At 54.0% G+C, this 19,870-nt stretch carries 17 protein-coding genes; 8 read left to right on the top strand and 9 right to left on the bottom strand.

The window, feature by feature from the left end; genetic code table 11:
- Positions 1-208 precede the first annotated feature (208 nt).
- The 4 genes from BMX91_RS12400 to BMX91_RS12415 form a co-directional block, all read right to left on the bottom strand.
- A complete protein-coding gene (locus tag BMX91_RS12400; RefSeq protein WP_092054825.1) occupies positions 209-1,669 on the bottom strand; it encodes an amidase family protein in 1,461 nt (486 codons plus the stop codon).
- Between the two features lie 53 nt (positions 1,670-1,722).
- Entirely contained in the window at positions 1,723-1,878 is a 156-nt protein-coding gene (locus BMX91_RS12405) for a Fur-regulated basic protein FbpA (RefSeq protein ID WP_008300531.1), read from the bottom strand.
- Positions 1,879-1,958: 80 nt separating this feature from the next.
- Complete coding sequence (gene cax, locus BMX91_RS12410) at positions 1,959-3,005, bottom strand: calcium/proton exchanger (RefSeq protein WP_407640879.1); 1,047 nt, start codon at positions 3,003-3,005, stop codon at positions 1,959-1,961.
- Between the two features lie 108 nt (positions 3,006-3,113).
- A complete protein-coding gene (locus tag BMX91_RS12415) occupies positions 3,114-4,334 on the bottom strand; it encodes a carboxylate--amine ligase (protein ID WP_092054830.1) in 1,221 nt (406 codons plus the stop codon).
- Between the two features lie 403 nt (positions 4,335-4,737).
- Between BMX91_RS12415 and BMX91_RS12420 the strand changes: the two genes are divergently transcribed.
- Positions 4,738-6,222: a peptide MFS transporter gene (locus BMX91_RS12420; protein WP_092054833.1), complete on the top strand. Its 1,485-nt coding sequence runs from the start codon at positions 4,738-4,740 to the stop codon at positions 6,220-6,222.
- Between the two features lie 251 nt (positions 6,223-6,473).
- On the opposite strand, the gene ypfJ is transcribed toward BMX91_RS12420, so the two are convergent.
- Positions 6,474-7,349, bottom strand: a complete 876-nt coding sequence (ypfJ, locus tag BMX91_RS12430; protein ID WP_092054839.1) for a KPN_02809 family neutral zinc metallopeptidase — start codon at positions 7,347-7,349, stop codon at positions 6,474-6,476.
- Between the two features lie 143 nt (positions 7,350-7,492).
- Positions 7,493-8,341, bottom strand: coding sequence for an STAS domain-containing protein (locus BMX91_RS12435; protein WP_092054845.1), 849 nt, complete (start codon positions 8,339-8,341; stop codon positions 7,493-7,495).
- A 163-nt stretch (positions 8,342-8,504) separates the two neighbouring features.
- Between BMX91_RS12435 and BMX91_RS12440 the strand changes: the two genes are divergently transcribed.
- Positions 8,505-9,005, top strand: a complete 501-nt coding sequence (locus BMX91_RS12440) for a TspO/MBR family protein (protein WP_092054848.1) — start codon at positions 8,505-8,507, stop codon at positions 9,003-9,005.
- A gap of 55 nt (positions 9,006-9,060) precedes the next feature.
- Here BMX91_RS12440 and BMX91_RS12445 read toward each other — a convergent pair whose 3' ends face one another.
- The gene (locus tag BMX91_RS12445; protein WP_092054851.1) at positions 9,061-9,681 is read right to left on the bottom strand and encodes a hypothetical protein; all 621 of its coding nucleotides are present in this window, start codon (positions 9,679-9,681) and stop codon (positions 9,061-9,063) included.
- A 580-nt stretch (positions 9,682-10,261) separates the two neighbouring features.
- On the opposite strand from BMX91_RS12445, the gene BMX91_RS12450 reads away from it, so the two are divergent.
- Entirely contained in the window at positions 10,262-11,422 is a 1,161-nt protein-coding gene (locus BMX91_RS12450; RefSeq protein WP_092054854.1) for a pyridoxal-phosphate-dependent aminotransferase family protein, read from the top strand.
- The gene (gene serA, locus BMX91_RS12455; RefSeq protein ID WP_092054857.1) at positions 11,422-13,041 is read left to right on the top strand and encodes a phosphoglycerate dehydrogenase; all 1,620 of its coding nucleotides are present in this window, start codon (positions 11,422-11,424) and stop codon (positions 13,039-13,041) included. The genes BMX91_RS12450 and serA overlap by 1 nt, the downstream gene beginning before the upstream one ends.
- A 353-nt stretch (positions 13,042-13,394) precedes the next feature.
- Here the strand turns inward: serA and BMX91_RS12465 are convergent, their stop codons facing one another.
- Complete coding sequence (locus BMX91_RS12465; protein WP_092054863.1) at positions 13,395-14,186, bottom strand: HAD family hydrolase; 792 nt, start codon at positions 14,184-14,186, stop codon at positions 13,395-13,397.
- 426 nt (positions 14,187-14,612) lie between these two features.
- Here BMX91_RS12465 and BMX91_RS12470 point away from each other — a divergent pair, with 426 nt between their 5' ends.
- The 3 genes from BMX91_RS12470 to BMX91_RS12480 all read left to right on the top strand — a co-directional run bounded on the left by BMX91_RS12470 (position 14,613) and on the right by BMX91_RS12480 (position 18,405).
- Positions 14,613-15,800: a glycerate kinase family protein gene (locus tag BMX91_RS12470; protein ID WP_092054866.1), complete on the top strand. Its 1,188-nt coding sequence runs from the start codon at positions 14,613-14,615 to the stop codon at positions 15,798-15,800.
- A 56-nt stretch (positions 15,801-15,856) separates the two neighbouring features.
- Positions 15,857-17,248 (top strand): SLC13 family permease, encoded by a 1,392-nt coding sequence (locus BMX91_RS12475; RefSeq protein ID WP_245744447.1) that lies wholly within the window; start codon positions 15,857-15,859, stop codon positions 17,246-17,248.
- A gap of 377 nt (positions 17,249-17,625) precedes the next feature.
- Positions 17,626-18,405 (top strand): PAS domain-containing protein, encoded by a 780-nt coding sequence (locus BMX91_RS12480; RefSeq protein ID WP_092054872.1) that lies wholly within the window; start codon positions 17,626-17,628, stop codon positions 18,403-18,405.
- A gap of 64 nt (positions 18,406-18,469) precedes the next feature.
- Here the strand turns inward: BMX91_RS12480 and BMX91_RS12485 are convergent, their stop codons facing one another.
- Complete coding sequence (locus BMX91_RS12485; protein WP_092054875.1) at positions 18,470-19,036, bottom strand: NADPH-dependent FMN reductase; 567 nt, start codon at positions 19,034-19,036, stop codon at positions 18,470-18,472.
- Between the two features lie 183 nt (positions 19,037-19,219).
- Here BMX91_RS12485 and BMX91_RS12490 point away from each other — a divergent pair, with 183 nt between their 5' ends.
- Entirely contained in the window at positions 19,220-19,840 is a 621-nt protein-coding gene (locus BMX91_RS12490) for an RraA family protein (protein ID WP_092054878.1), read from the top strand.
- Positions 19,841-19,870 lie beyond the last annotated feature (30 nt).

A 19,870-nucleotide genomic window follows, 5' to 3' on the forward strand; every position in this document is an offset into this window, starting at 1 on the left:
GGCTTTATTTTAGCACAGCGGGTGCTACCCGTCCTTTAGCGGCTGTTCCCGATAAAAGTCGGGGCGTCTGTGTATGTCAACGTTTCAATGAAGTATGTCAACGTCTCACTCCAATATCAACGTCGCAATGGAGTAAATCAACGTCTTCACTGAATGTAAAAAAAGGGACATCTATCCTGAAGCCCCCATTAAATATTCTTATACTCAATCACTCATTCGGCGGCTTGACCCGGCCCTGCTCCCTTTGCTCGAAGGCATAGGCGAATCCGATCAGCAGCGGTTCCGAAAACGCACGTCCGTAGAATGCGATGCCGAACGGTTCTCCTTCTTCCGTCTTCCCGGCCGGTACCGCAACTCCGGGATAGCCCGCAGCGGCACCGAAACTGAGGCCATGGGACTGCGGAAAGACAAGAGCGGTGATATTATGTTCGCGGAATGCCCGTTCCAGTGCAACTTCAGACGACAGATGCCTGTTCCGTTCGAGCGCTTCCAGGTAGGCCCGCTCCGTCAGCGTCCCCGATGTGCGGTCCGACTGCTCCAGCATGTTCTGGCCGAATTTCAATGTTTCTTCAGGATGCCGGCTGTTGAACTCGATGACATCAGACAATGTCCGGATCGGATTGCTTGCCGGTGTCCTTCCGAGATAGGCATTTACGGCCGCTTTGAACTCGTGCATAAGCACGTCGTAGCCAAGGTCATTTTCCATGACGCCGAGATCGATGTCCTCGATGATTTCAGCGCCGCACGCCTTCAGAACTTCCAGCTTACGGTCAAACAGTTCCAGGATTTCACTTTCGGCTTCGTTTTCGAAGATGTTGCGCGCGACGCCGATCCGTGTACCTTTTAGTGCATCCCGATCAAGACTGGCTTCCCAGTCCCTGCCTTCCCATACACCGGAAAGGGATGTGACCGGGTCAGACGGATCCTCTCCGACCATCTCCCGGAACATCAGCAGCGCGTCTTCTACGGTGCGGGCAAGCGGTCCGGGTATGTCCTGCGTCATGGACAGCGGTATAACACCGGCCCGGCTGATGGCGCCGACGGTCGGCTTGATCCCGACGAGGCTGTTCTGCACGGCCGGCTCGATGATGGATCCGGTTGTCTCCGTCCCGACCGAAGCCGCAGCCAGATTTGCTGCGATTGCGACAGCTGAACCGGAACTTGAACCGCCGCAGTCAAACTGGCCGTAGGGGCTTTTCACTTGTCCGCCTCTGGAGCTATAGCCGTTCGTCATCTTGTCGGACATGAAGTTCGCCCACTCGGTCATGTTCGCTTTGCCGAGTATGACTGCACCGGCTTCCCTCAGTTTCTTGACGAGGAAGGCATCTTCAGCCGCGTAATGACCGGCCAGTGCGAGCGACCCGCAGCTGGTGTGCATCTTGTCTCCTGTGTCCATATTGTCCTTGAGAAGGATCGGGATGCCGTGCAGCGGTGATCGTGCCCCCTTCACCCGGCGCTCGTAGTCCAGCTGGCGCGCGATCTGGAGAGCTTCCGGATTCACTTCAAGGACGGCATTGACATTCCGTCCGTATTCCGAGATCCGTGACAGGTACATGACCGTCATTTCTTCCGCTGTGATGTTTCCGTTCTCCATCAATTCCTGCATCTCCCGGATAGGCGCTTCCTCGAGCCACTCATCCCGGATGCGCTGCAATCGTTCGTTCTGCATCCTTCATTCCTCCGATAGAAAAAGCCGGCCGGCTGATGGCCGTCCGGCAACGATTATTGTTCCTGAAGTTCGGTGTATTGCTTCAATAACGTATAGATGGGCAGCTCATACAGCTGCTTGCCGTCGATCTTGAAAATACCTTCATCAACCAGTTTATCGATGATGGACTGCTTTTTCTCATCCATCGGTCCTTCATGTAATTCTCTCATGGTGCATTCTTCTCCTTGCTCATGATGTTACCGAGTTCATCTTTCCCTTATTGGACGAAAACGAAACCGGATTTGTTCGGTCAAAGGAAGAAGAACCCGATGCCCATGATGAGATAGGCGGCAAGCAGGGTCAGCCCCTCGAACCAGTTTGACTCCCCGTCCAGCGTGATGACGACCGTGAGCAGAGCAGCTGTAATCATCGCGACCAATTCCGCGACCGTGAACACAAGCGGCATCTGTACCGGCATCATCAGGGAGACGAGGACCAGGGCAGGTGCTACGAACATCGCGACTTGGAGCGTTGAGCCAACAGCGATCTCGACGGATACATCCATCTTGTCCTTGACTGCCAGGATCAGTGCGGAGGCGTGCTCCGCGGCATTTCCGACGATGGCGACGATGATGACCCCGATAAAGAGCTCCGACCATCCGAATCGCTCACCGATTTCCTCAAATGTATGGACCAGGTTTTCTGAGACGAATGCGACTGCAGCTGTCGCCAGAAGCAGGATGAGGATCGCCTTGCCCTTCGACCACTCGGCTTCTTCCTCTTCTTGCGGTTTACCTTGGCTTTCTCTGTCGGCTCCTGTGAAGAACCCGCGGTGTGTGACCAGCTTAAAGAATAGCCCTGCCAGATATAGCAGGATCATGATGACCGAGATCCCGATGCTCAGGCTGATCGTGCCCCGGTCGTCCATTCCCTGGGAGAAGATCTCCGGGATCACGAACGCGACAATGATCGCAAAGATCAGGAGCCCGGCATTATAGCGGGCATCCCGCAAACTGAAATTCTGTCGCTTATGCTTGAGTCCTCCAAGGAAAAATGACAGTCCGAGTACAAGAAGTAGGTTTCCGATTACGGAACCTGTCAGGGATGCCAGGACGATGCCGACCAGTCCCGCCTTCAGAGCGAAGATGGAAATGATCAGCTCAACCGCGTTCCCGAACGTCGCATTGAGCAGCCCGCCGATTCGAGGTCCTGATACGATGGCGAGCGATTCCGTCGCCCTTCCCATGATTGCGGACAGCCCGATAATGCTCACACAGCAAAGGATGAACATGACCAGACTCGTCCAGTGAAGGAAAGAACCCGCTACTACAAGCGGAACGCCAACAAATGAAATCATGGTAAAGACCTTATTCAATCTATGCGCCCCCGTTCAGAAAAGACTTGTCATCCCAAGTCATACCCTTTTCTGAGGGACGCTTAACAGCGGGCTATTTTCACCCGCCGGTTACTCTTTAGGCGGGTGCAGCTTAAACTTGCGGTAATAATTGATGGTGGACGCCCAGACGACCGCACGACGTTTTACGTTTGTTTCAAATTCCGCGTTCAGCGGGTTGGTGGCCTTGTCCTCCTGGTAGAGCGCCTTAACCTTTTTGCGGAGCGGCTCAGACTTGATCTGCTTCAGAAGCAGCCTCTTGGGGACGACATTAAAGAGCGCTTCTCTTTTATTCACAACCGGGGGCAGGTCCACTTTTCTGATCAGGTCGTCCACGTAATAAGTGGCAGGGTTGTGGCCCGCCGCAGTGACATAGTAGTTGCTGACGCCAAGCCTGCCGTTCAGCTCGAAAAATACATACCTGCCCGTCCTTTTGTCATATTTAAGATCAAAATTCGAAAATCCGGTAAATCCGGTTTCGGCAATCAGCTTCCGCACATCTTCCGTGATGCTGTCTTCGGGCCTCGCCAAAATCGCCAGATGATTGCCGACGCCCGTGGGCGTGTGGTCCTCCAGCAGGATCTGGCCGAAGACGATGAGCTTGACCTCTCCGTCCTCAGGAGACGTGTATGCCGTCACTACGGCAAGCGACCGGTCGTCTCCCGGAATATATTCCTGCAGGACAATCGGCTCGCTGTAGCCGCCATCCCTCATCAGACGGTAAGTTCCCCGATACTCCTCCACTGAATTCACAAAGTAGACTTTTTCCTTCCCGGCAAAATGGAGGCCTTGATAGGCGGGTGAATTGGCCGGTTTCATCACTATTGGAAAAGCAAATGGCAAATTCTCCTGGAACTCTGTAATCACCAGGGTCTTCGGATAAGGGACGCCGGCCTTTTCGCAAGCCGCATAAAAACTTTCCTTATTAGTCGCCCGTTCAAACACGTCCTCATTAACATAAGGAACGATCCACTCCTCGGAAAAGCGGTCCTGGAGGCGGACGAGCATCTCGGCATATCGGTCATCTGCACCGATGATGATCTTTTTCATGCCCGGGAAGTTCCGTTCGATCTTCGCAATAGTGTCAAAAAACTTCTCGGGCAGCTCGATGTCCGGCTGGATATGATTTTTGAGGATCCGTGAATTCTCTATGGGTCCGATGATCATCGGGCTGATTATATGTGTCTTGACTCCATAAGCTTCGTAGAAAGCGCGTGCCAGGCTGTAAGCTCCCCGGTTTCCACCGACAACCACGGGGACAAATTGAATGTTTACTCCGGATGCCTTGTCCATCTTTCTCCCCCTCGAACCGGCTTCTCTCTGTTTTCCGCCGTGATAGTGTCTTCTCCACCATCATAGGAAAGCGTTTACAAACAGTCAATGCTTTCTACAACTTTAGACATGTTTCGATAGTTCTTTTTTTACTTTTATTTGTTCTTTGTCTCCTTAAACCAAATCGAGCAGAAGAAAGTTGTTTATTCGCAAGCATCACTACATTTGAATTGAAGAAGCATTGACAAACAGTCATCATTATTTGTTGATTTACATAGACTTTTCACTTGTTTAGCTATTGCAATATAACGAATAAATTCAGAATACCCCTTTAATTCTTGATTATAATCTGGAATAAATTATTTTTGACAATTGAAAATGCAGGGAGTAGTATAATATGGTCTACAATTAAGGAGGTAGCAAAATGTCTCGCCTATCGCATAAAGAAATTGCGGATAGTGTACCTCAGAAGGGGTTCTTCGGGCATCCGAAAGGCCTGTTCACCCTATTCTTCACTGAGTTCTGGGAACGCTTTTCCTACTATGGAATGAGGGCCATTCTGGTCTTCTATATGTATTACGAAGTGTCGGAAGGCGGTCTCGGCCTTAGTGAACCGCTCGCCCTTTCGATCATGTCGATTTACGGATCACTCGTCTATATGTCCGGGATCATCGGCGGCTGGCTCGCCGACAGGGTATTCGGGACATCGAAAGCCGTATTCTACGGCGGTGTCCTCATTATGCTCGGTCATATTGCACTGGCCATTCCGGGGAATGTCGCGCTGTTCTTTATCTCGATGGTGCTGATTGTCCTCGGTACAGGGCTTCTGAAGCCGAACGTATCGAGCGCAGTCGGTGAGATCTACCCGAAAGATGATCATCGGCTCGATGCCGGATTCTCCATCTTCTATATGGGGATCAACCTTGGAGGCTTCCTGGCACCGCTGATTGTCGGCGCCCTTATGGGGGTAAGCTTCCACCTCGGTTTTGCCGTGGCAGCGGTCGGTATGTTCATCGGTCTCGTCACCTTCGTCATCACCAAGAAAAAGAACCTCGGGCTTGCAGGCACACAGGTGCCGAACCCTCTGACTGCTGATGAAAAGAAAAAATGGATCAGGAACACGGCCATCGCCGTTGTCGTCCTTGCGATCGCACTGGCTGTCATGATTCCTCAAGGTTGGGTCACGATCGAAGGCGTCATCGCACTTGTCGGGGTACTCGGGATCCTGATTCCGACCGCATACTTCATCGTCATGTATCGAAGCCCGAAAACGACGCCGACCGAGCAGTCGCGTCTCATCGCTTACATCCCGCTGTTCATCGCATCGGTCATGTTCTGGGCGATTCAGGAACAGGGTTCCACCATCCTGGCGCGCTATGCGGACAAGCGGACCGACCTGAACGCATTCGGCTTTGAGATCTCTCCTGCCTGGTTCCAGTCGCTGAACCCGCTGTTCATCATTATTCTTGCACCATTGTTCGCCTGGATGTGGACACGCCTTGGTGACCGGAACCCGTCGATTCCGCGGAAGTTCTCGTTCGGTCTCCTGTTTGCGGGTCTGTCATTCCTCGTTATTCTCCTGCCGGGTATGCTCGGTGGAGAAGGCGCCCTGGTCAACCCGATGTGGCTTGTTCTGAGTTACTTCCTCGTTGTCCTCGGTGAACTTTGCCTATCGCCTGTCGGGCTCGCCGCGACCACGCGTCTCGCGCCTGCAGCATTCTCGGCTCAGACGATGAGCCTCTGGTTCCTGTCTAATGCGGCAGCTCAGGCAATCAACGCACAGATCGTCAAGCTGAACACGCCGGAAACGGAAAATCTTTACTTCGGAACCATCGGGGGACTTGCGATTGTCCTCGGGATCATCCTTTTCCTCGCGGCACCGAAGATCGTCAAATTCATCAAAGAATAAGAACAAAAAGCGCAAGCGCCCGTTTAGCAACGTACAAACTGGAGCCCTTCGCAATGAGATAAATGAAACTCGGCGAGGAACGAGCCGATGTTGACTTATCGTAGTGGAGAAGGGTGAAGTTTGCGAGTTGCTGGGCGCTGGAGCCAGCCGCGGACGACATGTGAATAGCCGTTATCCTCAGAGTGACGTTTAATAATTTCCTAAGCAACTTGCAAAAGACGCCCGCCATCATGGCCGGGCGTCTTCTGGTGTTATCGCAGAAGTTCGGAGAACGTATCACCGTGATCGAGGTCCCCGTATTTAAATCCTCGGTTGAACCATTCCATACGCTGCTCGGATGTTCCGTGGGTGAAACTTTCCGGAACGACGTAACCGCGGGAACGCCGCTGGATTGTGTCATCTCCGATGGCGCTTGCCGCGTTCATCGCTTCCTCGAAGTCACCTTCCTCCAGGTAGCCTCTTTCCTGAGCATGCTTTGCCCAGACACCGGACAGGTAATCGGCCTGAAGCTCCATCGCGACCGAATAGCGGTTGTACTCTTCCTCGCTCACCTGCTGCCGGATCCGGTTCACTTCTTCGTTGACACCAAGAAGCGTCTGAACATGGTGGCCGACTTCATGGGCGACGACATACGCCATCGCAAAGTCTCCGGGTGCGTTAAACTTGGTTTTCAATTCATTATAAAAACTCAGATCGATATACAACTTGTGGTCACCCGGACAATAAAACGGGCCGACCGCGGCACTGTTGAAGCCACAGGCAGACTGGACACTGCCCGTATAAAGGACAAGTGTCGGCTCCTGATACACCATGCCATTTTCTTCAAAAATCTCACCCCAGATTTCTTCGGTATCCGCTAGAACGACGCCGACGAAATCAGCCAGCTCCTCTTCCTCTGCCGTCTCCACATAACCGGTACTGCCTTCCTGGCCTCCCGAGCCGGCCTGATCCGAGCCGCCGACACCGAACAGCCCGTCAAGGCCGCCGCCGAACAGCAGGAACAGGATAATCCCGACAATACCGAGACCACCTCCGCCGATTGCAACCGGCCCTCCAAAGCCGCCCGCTCCGCCCTGTCCGCGACGGTCCTCAATATTTGAACTTCTTCTCCTGCCTCTCGTCTTCATGCGATATCCTCCCCGCCTGATCATGATGCAATAGTAATTGTCCTTTACCCAAAAATATCATGGGTCATTCGCAGGGAGAGAATTCAGCAGGCTCGAAAGAAAAAACGCCGTCCCCTTGGCGACGGCGTTTTCATGTATGGATCCTACTCTTCCGTCACCGCTGCTTCCAACAGTGCTTGCCGAAGTGAACCATATGTCCGGATCCGGCTAAAGTCGATTCCCAAGTGGACGGAAGTTTGGGCAATCTCCGGACGAATACCGGTGACGGTGGAACGGATGCCGAGCAGGCTGAGAATCTGGGTCAGCTCGTACATCTGTTGGGCCACCATCGTGTCGATGACGGTGACCCCGGACAGATCGATGAACAGGTGGATGATGTCCAGTTCCGAACACCGCTCCGGCACGGCCGTTTTAAGTACCATAGCCCGGTCAGTGTCGATGTCACCGATCACCGGGAGGATTCCCCGCTCCCTGTCAATTTTAATCACAGGTGTTCCAATTTCCTTAATCAATGCCTGCTGGGCCATCAGTCTCTCTTCTGTCATTTCGTGATAGGCCCTGGAAAATTCATGGAACAATTCATCGAAAGCCTCGTTCATCCCGCTTCCCCACCGAAGGACATCCGCACGAATGACCTCATCGTTATTCCCGCGGATAAACCGTTCGATATACGTCCAGTAGATGGTCCGGAACCTCATGACCGCATCGAACACTTCATGGATGGGCGTATTGCTTCGGATGCGGCTTTCCGCCACCAATTCCGCCCACTTCTTTTTCAGTACCTCGAAGTGGCCCGCCTGGCCGGACAGTCGGGTGGCAATGGAACGGATCGTCAGCCGGTTCTGTTTGCGGAGTGTCTCGACCTCTTGATCATCGGCTGCGGCTGAGTAAACGGACCCAATTTTAAAATCCCGTTTTGACAGCCATTCGTCGGTCATGTTTTCCGCGTTTTCCAGCAGATAGTCATAGAGCCTATCGTTTACCGTCTTCATATCAGAACAGTCTCCCCCTTTTCCACTCGTATCCCCTTCCCGTTCCTTTCAGTTTACCATTTAATTCATTTGTTTTCAGAAAAGGTTGATAATCGTATTTTCCTCCCGAATATTGCAAAGCGGTGTCGGGTAGAGGTAAAGGAAACGAGAAAGAAGGGATCTGATGGAACTTTTTCAAGTAGACGGAAAGATGGACGGAAAGAGATTGGCGGTGTCTATCGCCGTACCGGTTCTTGGCGGAGCAGCAGCGGGATGGCTGGCCAACCGGAATGCCCAGAAGAAATTCAAGCAGCTTGATAAACCCGGATTTGCTCCGCCGCCTGCCACTTTCCCCGTTGCCTGGAACATTCTTTACACGACAATGGGCATTGCCCGATATCGCGCAGGAATGCGCCGCACCAACAAAGGGATGGAGGATGACTTCCCCTCGTATAACCTCCAGCTTGGTCTGAACTTCCTCTGGTCTTTCCTTTTCTTCAAATGGAGGCTCCGCGGGACAGCACTGATTGAGATGACGATCCTTCTTGGCGCCATCGCCCTGTCAGCGCAGCAGTTTTACAAGGAAGACCGCACTGCCGGACTGCTCATGGTTCCTTACATGGGTTGGGTGCTGTATGCCCTCGCGCTGAATGCCTCCATCTGGGAAATGAATGATCTGGATTAAGAAAATCCGGCACGCTGCCTTACAGGGCGCGCGCCGGATTTTTCATTTTGATCGGTCACCCTTGCCGTTCAGCCATCAGGTTTGCAAAATCGGTTTTTGCGGCCACTTTCAGATCCTGGACCCTTTTGTCCCGCTGGGCGGATCGATCTGCAGTTAATTCTTCACGGACCGTTTTTTCTAGCCGGTCCTGAAGGTTTCTCGCATGTTCGATCTCTTCCTGGACTTCCGCCGCCCCGAAGCGTTCGGTTATAGTTGTATAACGCCCAAGCAGCTGATCGAGCGACGTCTGGTCCAATTCCTGAACAACCGCGACGATGGCGATATGCTCGTCCTTCATCCTCAGTGTCATGGACCAGAAAAGATTGGCATCAGGCATCATGTGAGGCGCGTTTTTTTCTATGCCTACCGAACCCCCGACCCCGACACTGAGCAGCGTACCGATTGGTCCTGCGATGACCCCTGTGATTCCTCCGATGACGCCGCCGATGATCGACTCGTCAGCCTCCGCTCCGGAACCGATCGAACGGCGAAGGCTGATCATCCCTTGGTCTTTCTTGAAGATGCCGACCTGTGCGATCTGCGTTTCGCCGCCCGATTTCTGCATGTTTTCCAAATCAGCCAGTGCATCCAGCGCAGCCTGTTCTTCACTAAAATAACCTACAATGACATTTTCCAACGCGATAAACTCCTTTCACCTGTAAAATCCTTTTATCTTTCTTGGTATTCCCGCTTCACAGGAATTCAAGCCAATGGATTTAGCGTTGCAGATCCGTACACATCCGATGATGGTAACTCTCGGGAATCATCAAAGAATCACCAAAACACGAACATTCGAAACCAAAAATACTTTAAACCATGGTTTTCAAGTTGAAAACCCTTTCAAAACAAATCACATTTAAAAAAATTATCTCCAAAGACGAATGATGGGTTGACATCCATTTCTGCCGTGTTATGATAGTCACAACTTAAGAAATCGTCCAACAATTTCGAAGGAGACATACGTCAGGGATACGGGATTCCCAGAGAGCCGGTGGTTGGTGCAAACCGGCAGTCCCTCCCCCGACGTTCCACTCCTGATGTTGGCGGGCTGAACCGAGTAAGCCCGTCCGGCCATGGCCGTTATCCATGTCAACGAAGGCCGCCGGATTCCGGCGGCGAATAAGGGTGGCACCGCGTGGCCAAAAGCCGTTCGCCCCTTGCAGACTGCAGGGGACGAATGGTTTTTTTATTTTGATTTGACCGAGGAGGAAACAGACATGCTGAAAGACCAACAGTATCTACGTATTCCAGGACCTACTCCGATACCGCCGAGTGTGCAGCGCTCCATGGCGCAGCCAATGGTCGGCCACCGCGCCAGCGAGACAGCCGAACTGATCCGCCGTATCCGTCCGGGCCTGAAAAAGGTGTTCGGAACAGAACAGGACGTGATGATTTTCGCCGGAAGCGGCACATCCGGCCTTGAAGCGGCGGTGGTCAACACGGTCCGCGAAGGTGATGAAGTCATCGTTGCCGTTACCGGGGCATTCGGCAGGCGGTTCGTCAAGATCCTCGATGCTTACGGGGTGACCGTCCATGAGATTGAAACGGAATGGGGACATTCGGTCAAACCTGAAGAGATCCGTGAAGCCCTGAAGAAGAATCCGGAATCCAAAGCGGTCTTCGCCACATTCTGCGAGACGTCAACGGGCGTCCTGAACCCGGTCGCCGAACTGGCACAGGCAGTGCGGGATGAATCAGATGCGCTGTTTATCGTCGACGGTGTTTCCTGCATCGGCGGCGTCGAATCGAAGATGGATCAATGGGGCATCGATATCCTCGTCACCGGCTCCCAGAAAGCAATGATGCTTCCCGGCGGTCTCATGTTCGCTGCATGCAGCGAGCGCGCCTGGAAAGTGATCGAAGCGAATCCCCGCCGCGGTTTTTACCTCGACTTCACGAAATACCGGGATAACCTGAAAAAGGATTCAACGCCGTTTACTCCGGCGACCTCCCTTCTGTACGGCCTGGAACAGACGATCCAACTGATCGAGGAAGAAGGCTTCGATCAGGTCATCGCACGCCATGGCCTGATGAAAGACATGACTCGCGCAGCATTCAAGGCACACGGCATCCCGCTGCTTGCGAGTGATGAAGATGCTTCTCCGACCGTTACCGCAGTCCGGCCTGATGACTTCGAAGCCGCTGCGCTGCGCAAAGTGCTCAAGGAAGACTTTAACCTGATTGTTGCAGGCGGCCAGGAGCACCTGAAAGACGCCATCTTCCGGATCGGACATATGGGCTATGCCTCGCCGGGCGATATCCTCCAGACACTTGCACTGATCGAAATCGGCATTCTCAAGTCCGGCAAAGACATTGAACTGGGCAAGGGAGTCGCCGCCGCACAGCAGATTTATCTAGGGAAAGGGGATCCTCAATAATGAACACAACGATCGAAAAGGAAAACGCAGTGAAAAACGCCGTCATCCTCATCAGCGACCCGCTCAGCGAAGAAGGGCTCCAGCCGCTTCGCGAGGCGGAAGGCGTCGAACTCAATATCCGGACCGGTATGACACCCGAGGAATTGCTCCATGCCGTAAAAGATGCCGATGCCCTACTCGTCCGCAGCCAGACTCAGGTTACCCGTGAAGTGATTGAAGCGGCGGATAACCTGAAGATCATCGGGCGTGCCGGTGTCGGCGTCGACAACATTGACCTTGAAGCAGCCACGGAGCGCGGGATCATCGTCGTGAATGCGCCGGACGGCAACACCAACTCCGCCGCCGAGCATACCGTTGCCATGATGACCGCCCTCGCCCGGAACATCCCCCAGGCCTTCATGTCGCTGAAGGAAGGAAAATGGGACCGGAAAAAGTTCGTCGGTGTCGAACTGAAGGAAAAGACCCTCGGCATCGTCGGCCTTGGCCGGATCGGGGCGGAAGTCGCCCGCCGTGCAAAAGGCCAGCGCATGGCCGTTATCGCCTATGACCCGTTTTTGACCGAAGAACGCGCGAAGGAAATGGGTATCGCGGCAGGCACGCTTGAGGAAGTTGTGGCTGCGGCCGACTTCATCACCGTCCACACGCCGCTCATGAAGGAAACCCGTCATATCATCAACGCGGATCGCTTTGCGCAGATGAAAGATGGCGTCCGGATCATCAACTGCGCAAGGGGAGGCATCATCGACGAGGATGCACTCTATGATGCGATTGAATCCGGCAAGGTCGCGGGAGCCGCGCTCGACGTTTTCGAGACCGAACCGTTTACCGGACACCGCCTGCTCGATCTGCCGCAGGTGATTGCCACACCTCACCTTGGCGCTAGCACCGTCGAGGCGCAGGAAAGCGTCGCGATCGATGTCGGCCGGGATGTGGTCCGCTTCTTTGGAGGCAACCCGGTGCGCAACCCGGTCAACATGCCGTCCGTGTCGCGCGAAGTTCTTGCGAAAATCGGTCCGTTCTTTGACCTGGCCGAAGATCTGGGCGCCTTCATCTCGCATTTGGCCGACAAGCCGATGACAGAAGTGAACATCCGCTATGCCGGCGACCTGGCTGAATTCGACGTCCGCCCGCTAACGCGCAATGCGCTGAAAGGCCTCCTGAAGCGGAACCTCGGCACCCATGTGAACGACGTCAATGCAAAATTCCTCGCCGACTCGATCGGCATCGGGGTCACCGAGCACAAGACGACCCAGGCAAAGGGCTTCCAGCACCTGATCACCGTCGAAGTAAAGACCGGCGATGAGATCCATAGCGTGTCAGGCACCCTGCTCAACGGACTCGGGGAACGCATCGTCAAAGTTGATGACTATGTCGTCGACGTCGTGCCGGCAGGCCACCTGCTTCTGATCAAGCACCGGGACCAGCCGGGTGCGATCGGCCGCGTCGGCACCCTTCTTGCCGAAGAAAACATCAACATCGCCACCATGCAGGTCGGCCGGTCCGCGGCAGGCGGAGACGCGATCATGATGATCACTGTCGATAACGAAGTGAAGCCGGAAGAAGTCAGCCGCCTTCTTAAGATTGAAGACATCCATGCAGTCCGGACGATTGATCTATAATACTACTGAAATATAAAGAAGGCTCCCGCCAACGGAGATCGCAGATAAAGTCCATAGTAAAGCCGCCGCTCAGGTTTTGAGCGGCGGCTGTTTTCATGATTTGCGAACTGACTTAGCCTGGCAACGGCAATGATTGCGTAACCCGGCGGTCTGTCGGTTTCGTCATTCGGCCGCTTGGTTTCGTCATTCCGGCGCTCAGTTTCATCATTCGACGCCCAGATTTCGTCATTCGTCCTTTTCCGGGAAGCGAATGACGAGATTGGAAGGATGAATGAAGAGATTGAACACACGAATGCCGAAATGACTCTCTGCCCTAAACAATGAACGGGACCGGCTTCGGTCCCGTTCATTGTTTATCTGTTTGCATCGGTGATTACATCGGCCAGTTTGCCGAGGTGGTCGATTTCGTAGGTCGGTTTCACTTCCGGATGCGGTGCGCTGTCTTCGCGGTTTAGCCATACGGAGCGGATTCCGGCGCGGCTGGCTCCGAGAATATCGGTCATGAGGTTGTCGCCGACCATGAGCGCCTCTTCAGCCCGCGTATCCGTTTTTTCGAGAACATGATGGAAGATCGAAGCGTCCGGCTTTCCTCGCCCAAAGTCGCCCGAGATGACAATCAGGTCGAAGTATGGCGAGATTTCCGGCGTAATCGCCAGTTTCTCATTCTGGAGGCTTGGCGCGCCATTTGTCAGAAGTACGAGCCGATGCTCTTTTTTCAGCGCTTCCAGTACCTCGAACGATTCATCAAAAACGAACGGGGCTTTGCGGCGCTCCGAAATGAATTTGGCGACCAATTCGTTCGCCAGCTCATAGTCCTCGACACCGACTTTTTTAAGCCCCTTTGTCCAGGTATCTTTCTGGTAAGTTCGAATGATGTCGCGCATGCGCCGGAAATCATCGCCCTTATCCTCGAAAGAACCCCAGAGGCCCTCGAACGGATTGATGCCGATCATTTGCGTGAACTCGTATGTATCGTATGAGGCATAGAGTTCGCGTGCGGCTTCGCGCACCTTTTCCTCCAACTGCTTCGGATTGACCTTGGCTCTTTCCCCGGCGAATTCGCAGGTGCGATCGAACGCCGTCTGGATGCTTTTCTTGTCCCACAGGATGGTATCGTCCAAGTCGAAAATAATCGTGCGGATCATGGGGATCGGCCTCCTCTCAACTACTTCCCATTATAACGGATTTTTGGGGCACCCGCCGGAAATATTAGAATGTTCCGTACGGCTTGACCGTCCCAATTCGGCGGGCGTTGGGCGATTTCGGGCGAAAGTACAGTAAAGTCACGCGAAAGTACACGTAAGTGGCACGAAAGTACACAATACAGCCTCGAAAGTACATCAAAGCTTCCCGAAATTACACCAAGCCGTCCCGCCCCCCTACGGTGAATCCGGCCACTCCACCACTTTCGTCCCTTCGTGCTAAAGATTCCGCAATAAATGAATCTCTTCCCTCCGGGCTTTTGCCCCATTTTTATCCTTCTCATCATTTCCTCATGATTCTCTCAGTAGATTTTCCCTTCCGGCGGATAAAGTGGCGATAACTCGAAAACAAACCGGGAGGAAATCGATATGAAAATAGTAATGGTGCCATCAGGATTCAAAGAATGCCTGGACGCGGAACAAGTGGCGGAAGCGATGGCGAGAGGTGCCGGCCGGCTCGGTAATAAGATCCAGGTGGAGATGCTGCCGATGATCGATGGCGGCGAAGGGTTCGCGAAGGCCATCACGAAACTGAAAGACGGGCAACTCATACACCTGGAGGTGACCGGGCCTGTCGGGGAGCCGGTGATGAGCCATTTCGGACTCTTCACCGAAAACGGTGTTCGGACTGCAGTCATTGAAATGGCAGCTGTGGCCGGGCTTTCCCTTGTTCCCCGTGATCTGAGAAATCCGTTGCATACGACAACCTACGGGGTCGGGGAATTGATCCGCTCCGCTTTGGATGCAGGAGCGGATCGCATTCTGATCGGATGCGGAGATTCCGGTACATCTGACGGAGGCGCCGGAATGGCACAGGCGCTCGGAGTACGTTTTATCGACAGCCTGGGACATCCGGTGCAAGTCACCGGCGGCGGCGAACTTCACCGCGCAGAACTGATCGATGTCTCCGGCCTCGATCCCCGCCTGAAACACGTCACGATTGATGTGGCCTGCAACCATAAAAACATCCTCTGCGGCGGACGCGGTGTCGCCCGGGTGTTCGGCCCGCAAAAAGGCGCTACGCCCGATCAGGTCGAGCATCTGGCCACGGCGCTCGAACACTATGCCGCCATGATCATGGATGCACTTGGCACAGACGTGCGTTTCAAGCCGGGAAGCGGTGCCTCAGGCGGACTCGGTGCCGGTCTTGCTGCCTTCGCCGGCGCACATCTGCATTCCCGCTTCGACATCATCCGTGATTATATTCGGATGGAAGACGTCATTGCCGGCGCGGACGTCGTCATCACCGCCGAAGGCAGCCTCGACTTCCAGACGCCCGACGGCAAGATTCCTGCAGAAGTCGCCCGGATCGCGAAACAGCACAACATCCCGGTTGTGGCGATTGCCGGTACGATCGGCAAGGGAGCGGACCGGAACTACCATGCAGGCATCGATGCTTATATGAGCATCATCCAGAAGCCGGCAACCCTGGAGAAATCGATCCGGAAAGCCCCAATGTGGATCGAGGATACAACCGAGTGTGTGCTCCGCCAGATCTTCATCGGCCTTGCGATCGCGGAACGCAGCCGGATTGAACCTGGGGCGGCGGCCCAATGATAACCCGAGCGGAACTCCACGGCAGAACCAGGCCTCGGGCTCTGCAGATGTTCGGAATGATTCCGAAGCCGGTGCTCATGCTTGCCGGGCTTCACCTCATTTATGCCGCGCTGATTCTTCCTGCAGGCAGCCTAGGTTATGACGGCAAAATCGCTCTTTTCGCCTTCCTGTCGGCGATGACACTGTGGGCCGGCACCCGGCTTCCCGCCGGATACGTGGCGCTTGCCCTCATCCTGTTCATCATTCTGATGCGGGCAGACGAACCCGAGCTTCTTTACCGATCGATGGCCGAACCCGTCGTCTGGCTGATGATTGGCGCATTCGTACTTGGTGAGGCCTTTACGCGGTCGGGACTTGCGGGCCGGCTGACCAGACTTGCCCTCAGCCGCTTCAGCACGAAAGGAAGGCTCGTGGATGCGATTGCCGCACTGCTGTTCGCGACAGCCTTCTTTATCCCGTCTACATCCGGCAGGGCCGCGCTGGCCAAACCCATACTCCAACAGCTTGGAAGCAGATTTTCATCCCGCGAACAGCAAGTGCTCTCGGTTCTGGCCCCTGCCGTGATTCTCATGAGCACCTCGGCCACCATCCTCGGAGCAGGCTCCCACCTGATCGGGATCGGACTGCTCGAGACCACGGCCGGACAGTCGATTTCATTTGTCCGCTGGCTTGTCTGGGGAATTCCGTTCGCCGCGGCGGCGACATGGATCACTGTGCTGGCCATCCGGCTGACTATGTGGCCAAAAGAGGAATTGGATACCGTTGTCCGCGAAGATACTCCGGAATCAGCACCGACTCCTCAAAAAATGAGCATTCCGGAAAAAAGGACGCTCCTGCTTATTTCCCTGATGCTGATCGGCTGGATGACGGACAGCTTCCATGGCTACGGTATTGCGTTCGTGACGATGGCGGGAGCCGCTGCTGCGATGATGCCCCGGTTCGGCATCCTGTCTTTTAAAGACGGCATCCGTTCGGTTTCCTGGAATCTGATTCTTTTTGTTGCCGCGGCCACCGCGCTCGGAACGGCTCTGATCGACACCGGTGTCATCGATGTTGCCGAAGAGAAGCTTTCCGGCTTCCTTATGGCAGCCGGTGTGGCCCCGGAGTGGCTTCTTGTCCTCGTGCTCGCCGCAGTATCGGTGACAAGCCACCTTTACATCACCTCCCACACGACCCGGGCCGTCGTACTGGTACCGACGCTGATCCTGTTTGCCCGCAGCATCGGCGCGGATCCGGCAACGGCCGTGTTCCTGGGACTTGTGGGCATGAACTATTGCCTGACCATGCCCGTCAGCTCCAAAGCTTTGCTATTGTTCTATGAGGAAGGAGATGCGTCTTTCAGCGCCAAGGACCTGGCCAAGCTCAGCTGTCTTCTTGCCCCAGCCTATATTGCGCTTATGGTCCTGTTCTACTTTACCTACTGGAACTGGACAGGGCTCAGATTATAAGTAAAAGCTATGTTAACGGATAATGTTGATATATAGCTGTTGATTGAAGTGAAGGGCGGCGACTCCTGCGGGAAAGGAAGTGCGGAGAGACTTCGCAGAAGGCTCGATGCCTTCCCCGCGGAAAGCGTCCGCCCGTAACGGAAAGCAACAACACTCTATAGCAGAGCCTAAGTAAAAAAAGCATGCATACCGAGTCCGGATGCATGCTTCTTTCTTGTCGTATGGATACCTTCAGTTCAACTTTCCCGAATTTAACATGGCGGTCTTACTTAATAAATTTCAGAGAATTGTAATATTACCTGAGTTCTCTGCCGAACTATGCTACGATTAGCCACAGAAGACAGACTGATTTTCAGGAGGGATGCCTCATCAAGAGAATGGACCCGGAGACCCAGATCACTCTCCTTGAAGCGATGCTGGACGGCAGCCGGACTGCCGCGCTTTTTACCGATCCTTCACAGGAAGATCATCCGGTCATCTACGCCAACCAAACATTCGAGACACTGACCGGATATACCCCTGAAGAAACGATTGGCCACAACTGCCGATTTCTTCAGGGAGCAGACACCGACCCGAAAGATGTACAAAAAATGCGAGATGCGATCAGGCAGGAATCTTCCGTTACTGTCACCTTGAAAAATTATAAAAAAGATGGCTCCCCCTTCTGGAATCGTGTCAATATCGAACCCATTCGCACGGGTGGCCGCCTGTTCTTCATCGGGACCCAGACAGATGTTACGGTCGAAGTGAATCAGCGAAAGCGCCTTGAAGAAAAAGAGCGTGAAATCGAACGTTTATCGCTGCCGGTTCTTGAGATTGATGACGGAATCGCTGCCATCTCCCTGAACGGGGAAATGAGTGTAGAGCGCTACCGCCGGCTGGCAGTCAAAATCAGCGAATACGTGCAGCAACACCATTGCCATTCGGTAATCATCGATATCTCCGGACTTTACTGGGATGAAGATACACCGGTGTTTGACCTGCTCCACATCCAGGACGTCTTGAGATTGATGGGCTGCCGGCTGCTCGTCACAGGGATTACACCCAAAGCGGCGCGGGACATTGCTGGGGAAGCGGCTTCGGAGCACACGCTCATTGCTTTTTCGTCATTTAAACAGGCTGTCCAAACCGCGAAAGCCTCCAGTCCCATCATCTGACCCGAATTCACACAAAAGCCCCTTCCCGGCAGAACGTTGTCTGCAGGAAGGGGCTGATTTTTAATTATTGATTGACCGCTTGTTTTTCGCGGACTGTTTTCAGAGCGCCTGCCCAAGCATTCACTTCGTCAAGCATAGCTGTAACGTTTGTGAGGTGCAGTTCAGCCGGCTTGAACTCGGAGAAGTTTTCGAAGTCTGTGAAGAGCGAAAGTGTAGGGTGCGTACGGACGTCAGCGACTTTCAGTTCGCCGAGGATGCCGCGGAGGTGTTCCGCTGCACGCGCGCCGCCAGTTGAACCGTAGCTCACAATTCCTGCAGCTTTGTCGTACCATGCTTCGCGTGCGAAGTCGATCGCGTTTTTCAGAGCGCCGGTGATGCTGTGGTTATATTCCTGAACGACGAAGACGAAGCCGTCGAGGCTTGCAAGCTTTTCGTTCCATTGCGCGATTCCTGGTTCCGAACCGTCAGTTGTGCCGAGGAACGGAAGCTGGAAGTCAGCGATGTCCACGATTTCGTAGTTAGCGTCGCCGCGGCCATCCGCGATTCCTTTGACCCATTGACCGACCTGTGGGCTTACGCGGCCTTCGCGTGTCGATCCTAGAATGATACCGATGTTGAGTTTTTCTGCCATGATGTTTGGCCTCCTTGTTGTGGTTACTTTACGTTACTAACTATACAATGGATCAATCTTGAAATCAAGACTTTCATCTTAAAATTCATTCCTTGTCGAATGATTTACTATTTAGAGTGTTCGATTTTTTGATACGATGATTTTAATAGGATGAAACTATCTCAATCGATGGAGGAGAAAATTATGCCAGATGAGCTGATTGCCCACTATTCAACCACCCCGTCCACCGCAGTTTCCGATGCAACGGGCGGGCTGAACAATATGGAACCTGAACTCAAACCGCTCCGGGAGGAATATCGGATTGCAGGGCGTGCGGTCACGGTGAAGCTGCCCGGAGGCGACAACCCTGCTATGCTAAGGGCGATGCGGACGGCAAGCCCCGGTGATGTGCTTGTAGTGGATGCTAAAGGGGACCTGACGAAGGCTGTGGCAGGGGATTTTGTCGTCGGGATGATGCAGACACTTGGCCTTGCGGGACTTGTCGTCGACGGTGCCATCCGCGATGTCCGTGATATCAAGGCGCTTGGCTTCCCCGTTTTTGTACGCGGAACAACCGTTGCGGCAAGCAGCAAGACAGGTGCCGGTGAAGTGAATGTTCCGATTTCATGCGGCGGCGTGACCGTCCGTCCCGGAGACCTTATCATCGGTGACGCGGACGGTGTGACCGTCGTTCCGCGTGAACAGGAACAGGAGGTTTTGCAGAAAGCCCTCTCCAAATTGGAAAAAGACGAGGCACGCGAACGGGAAGTCGCAGGCGATATCGATGCGGTCCGCCGCTACCTCGACAAAGTGTCCTCCAAATAAAGCAGCTGTGCGGCATGAATGCCGCACAGC

Source organism: Bhargavaea ginsengi, assembly GCF_900109165.1.
In the GTDB taxonomy this organism is placed as follows: Bacteria; Bacillota; Bacilli; order Bacillales_A; family Planococcaceae; genus Bhargavaea; species Bhargavaea ginsengi.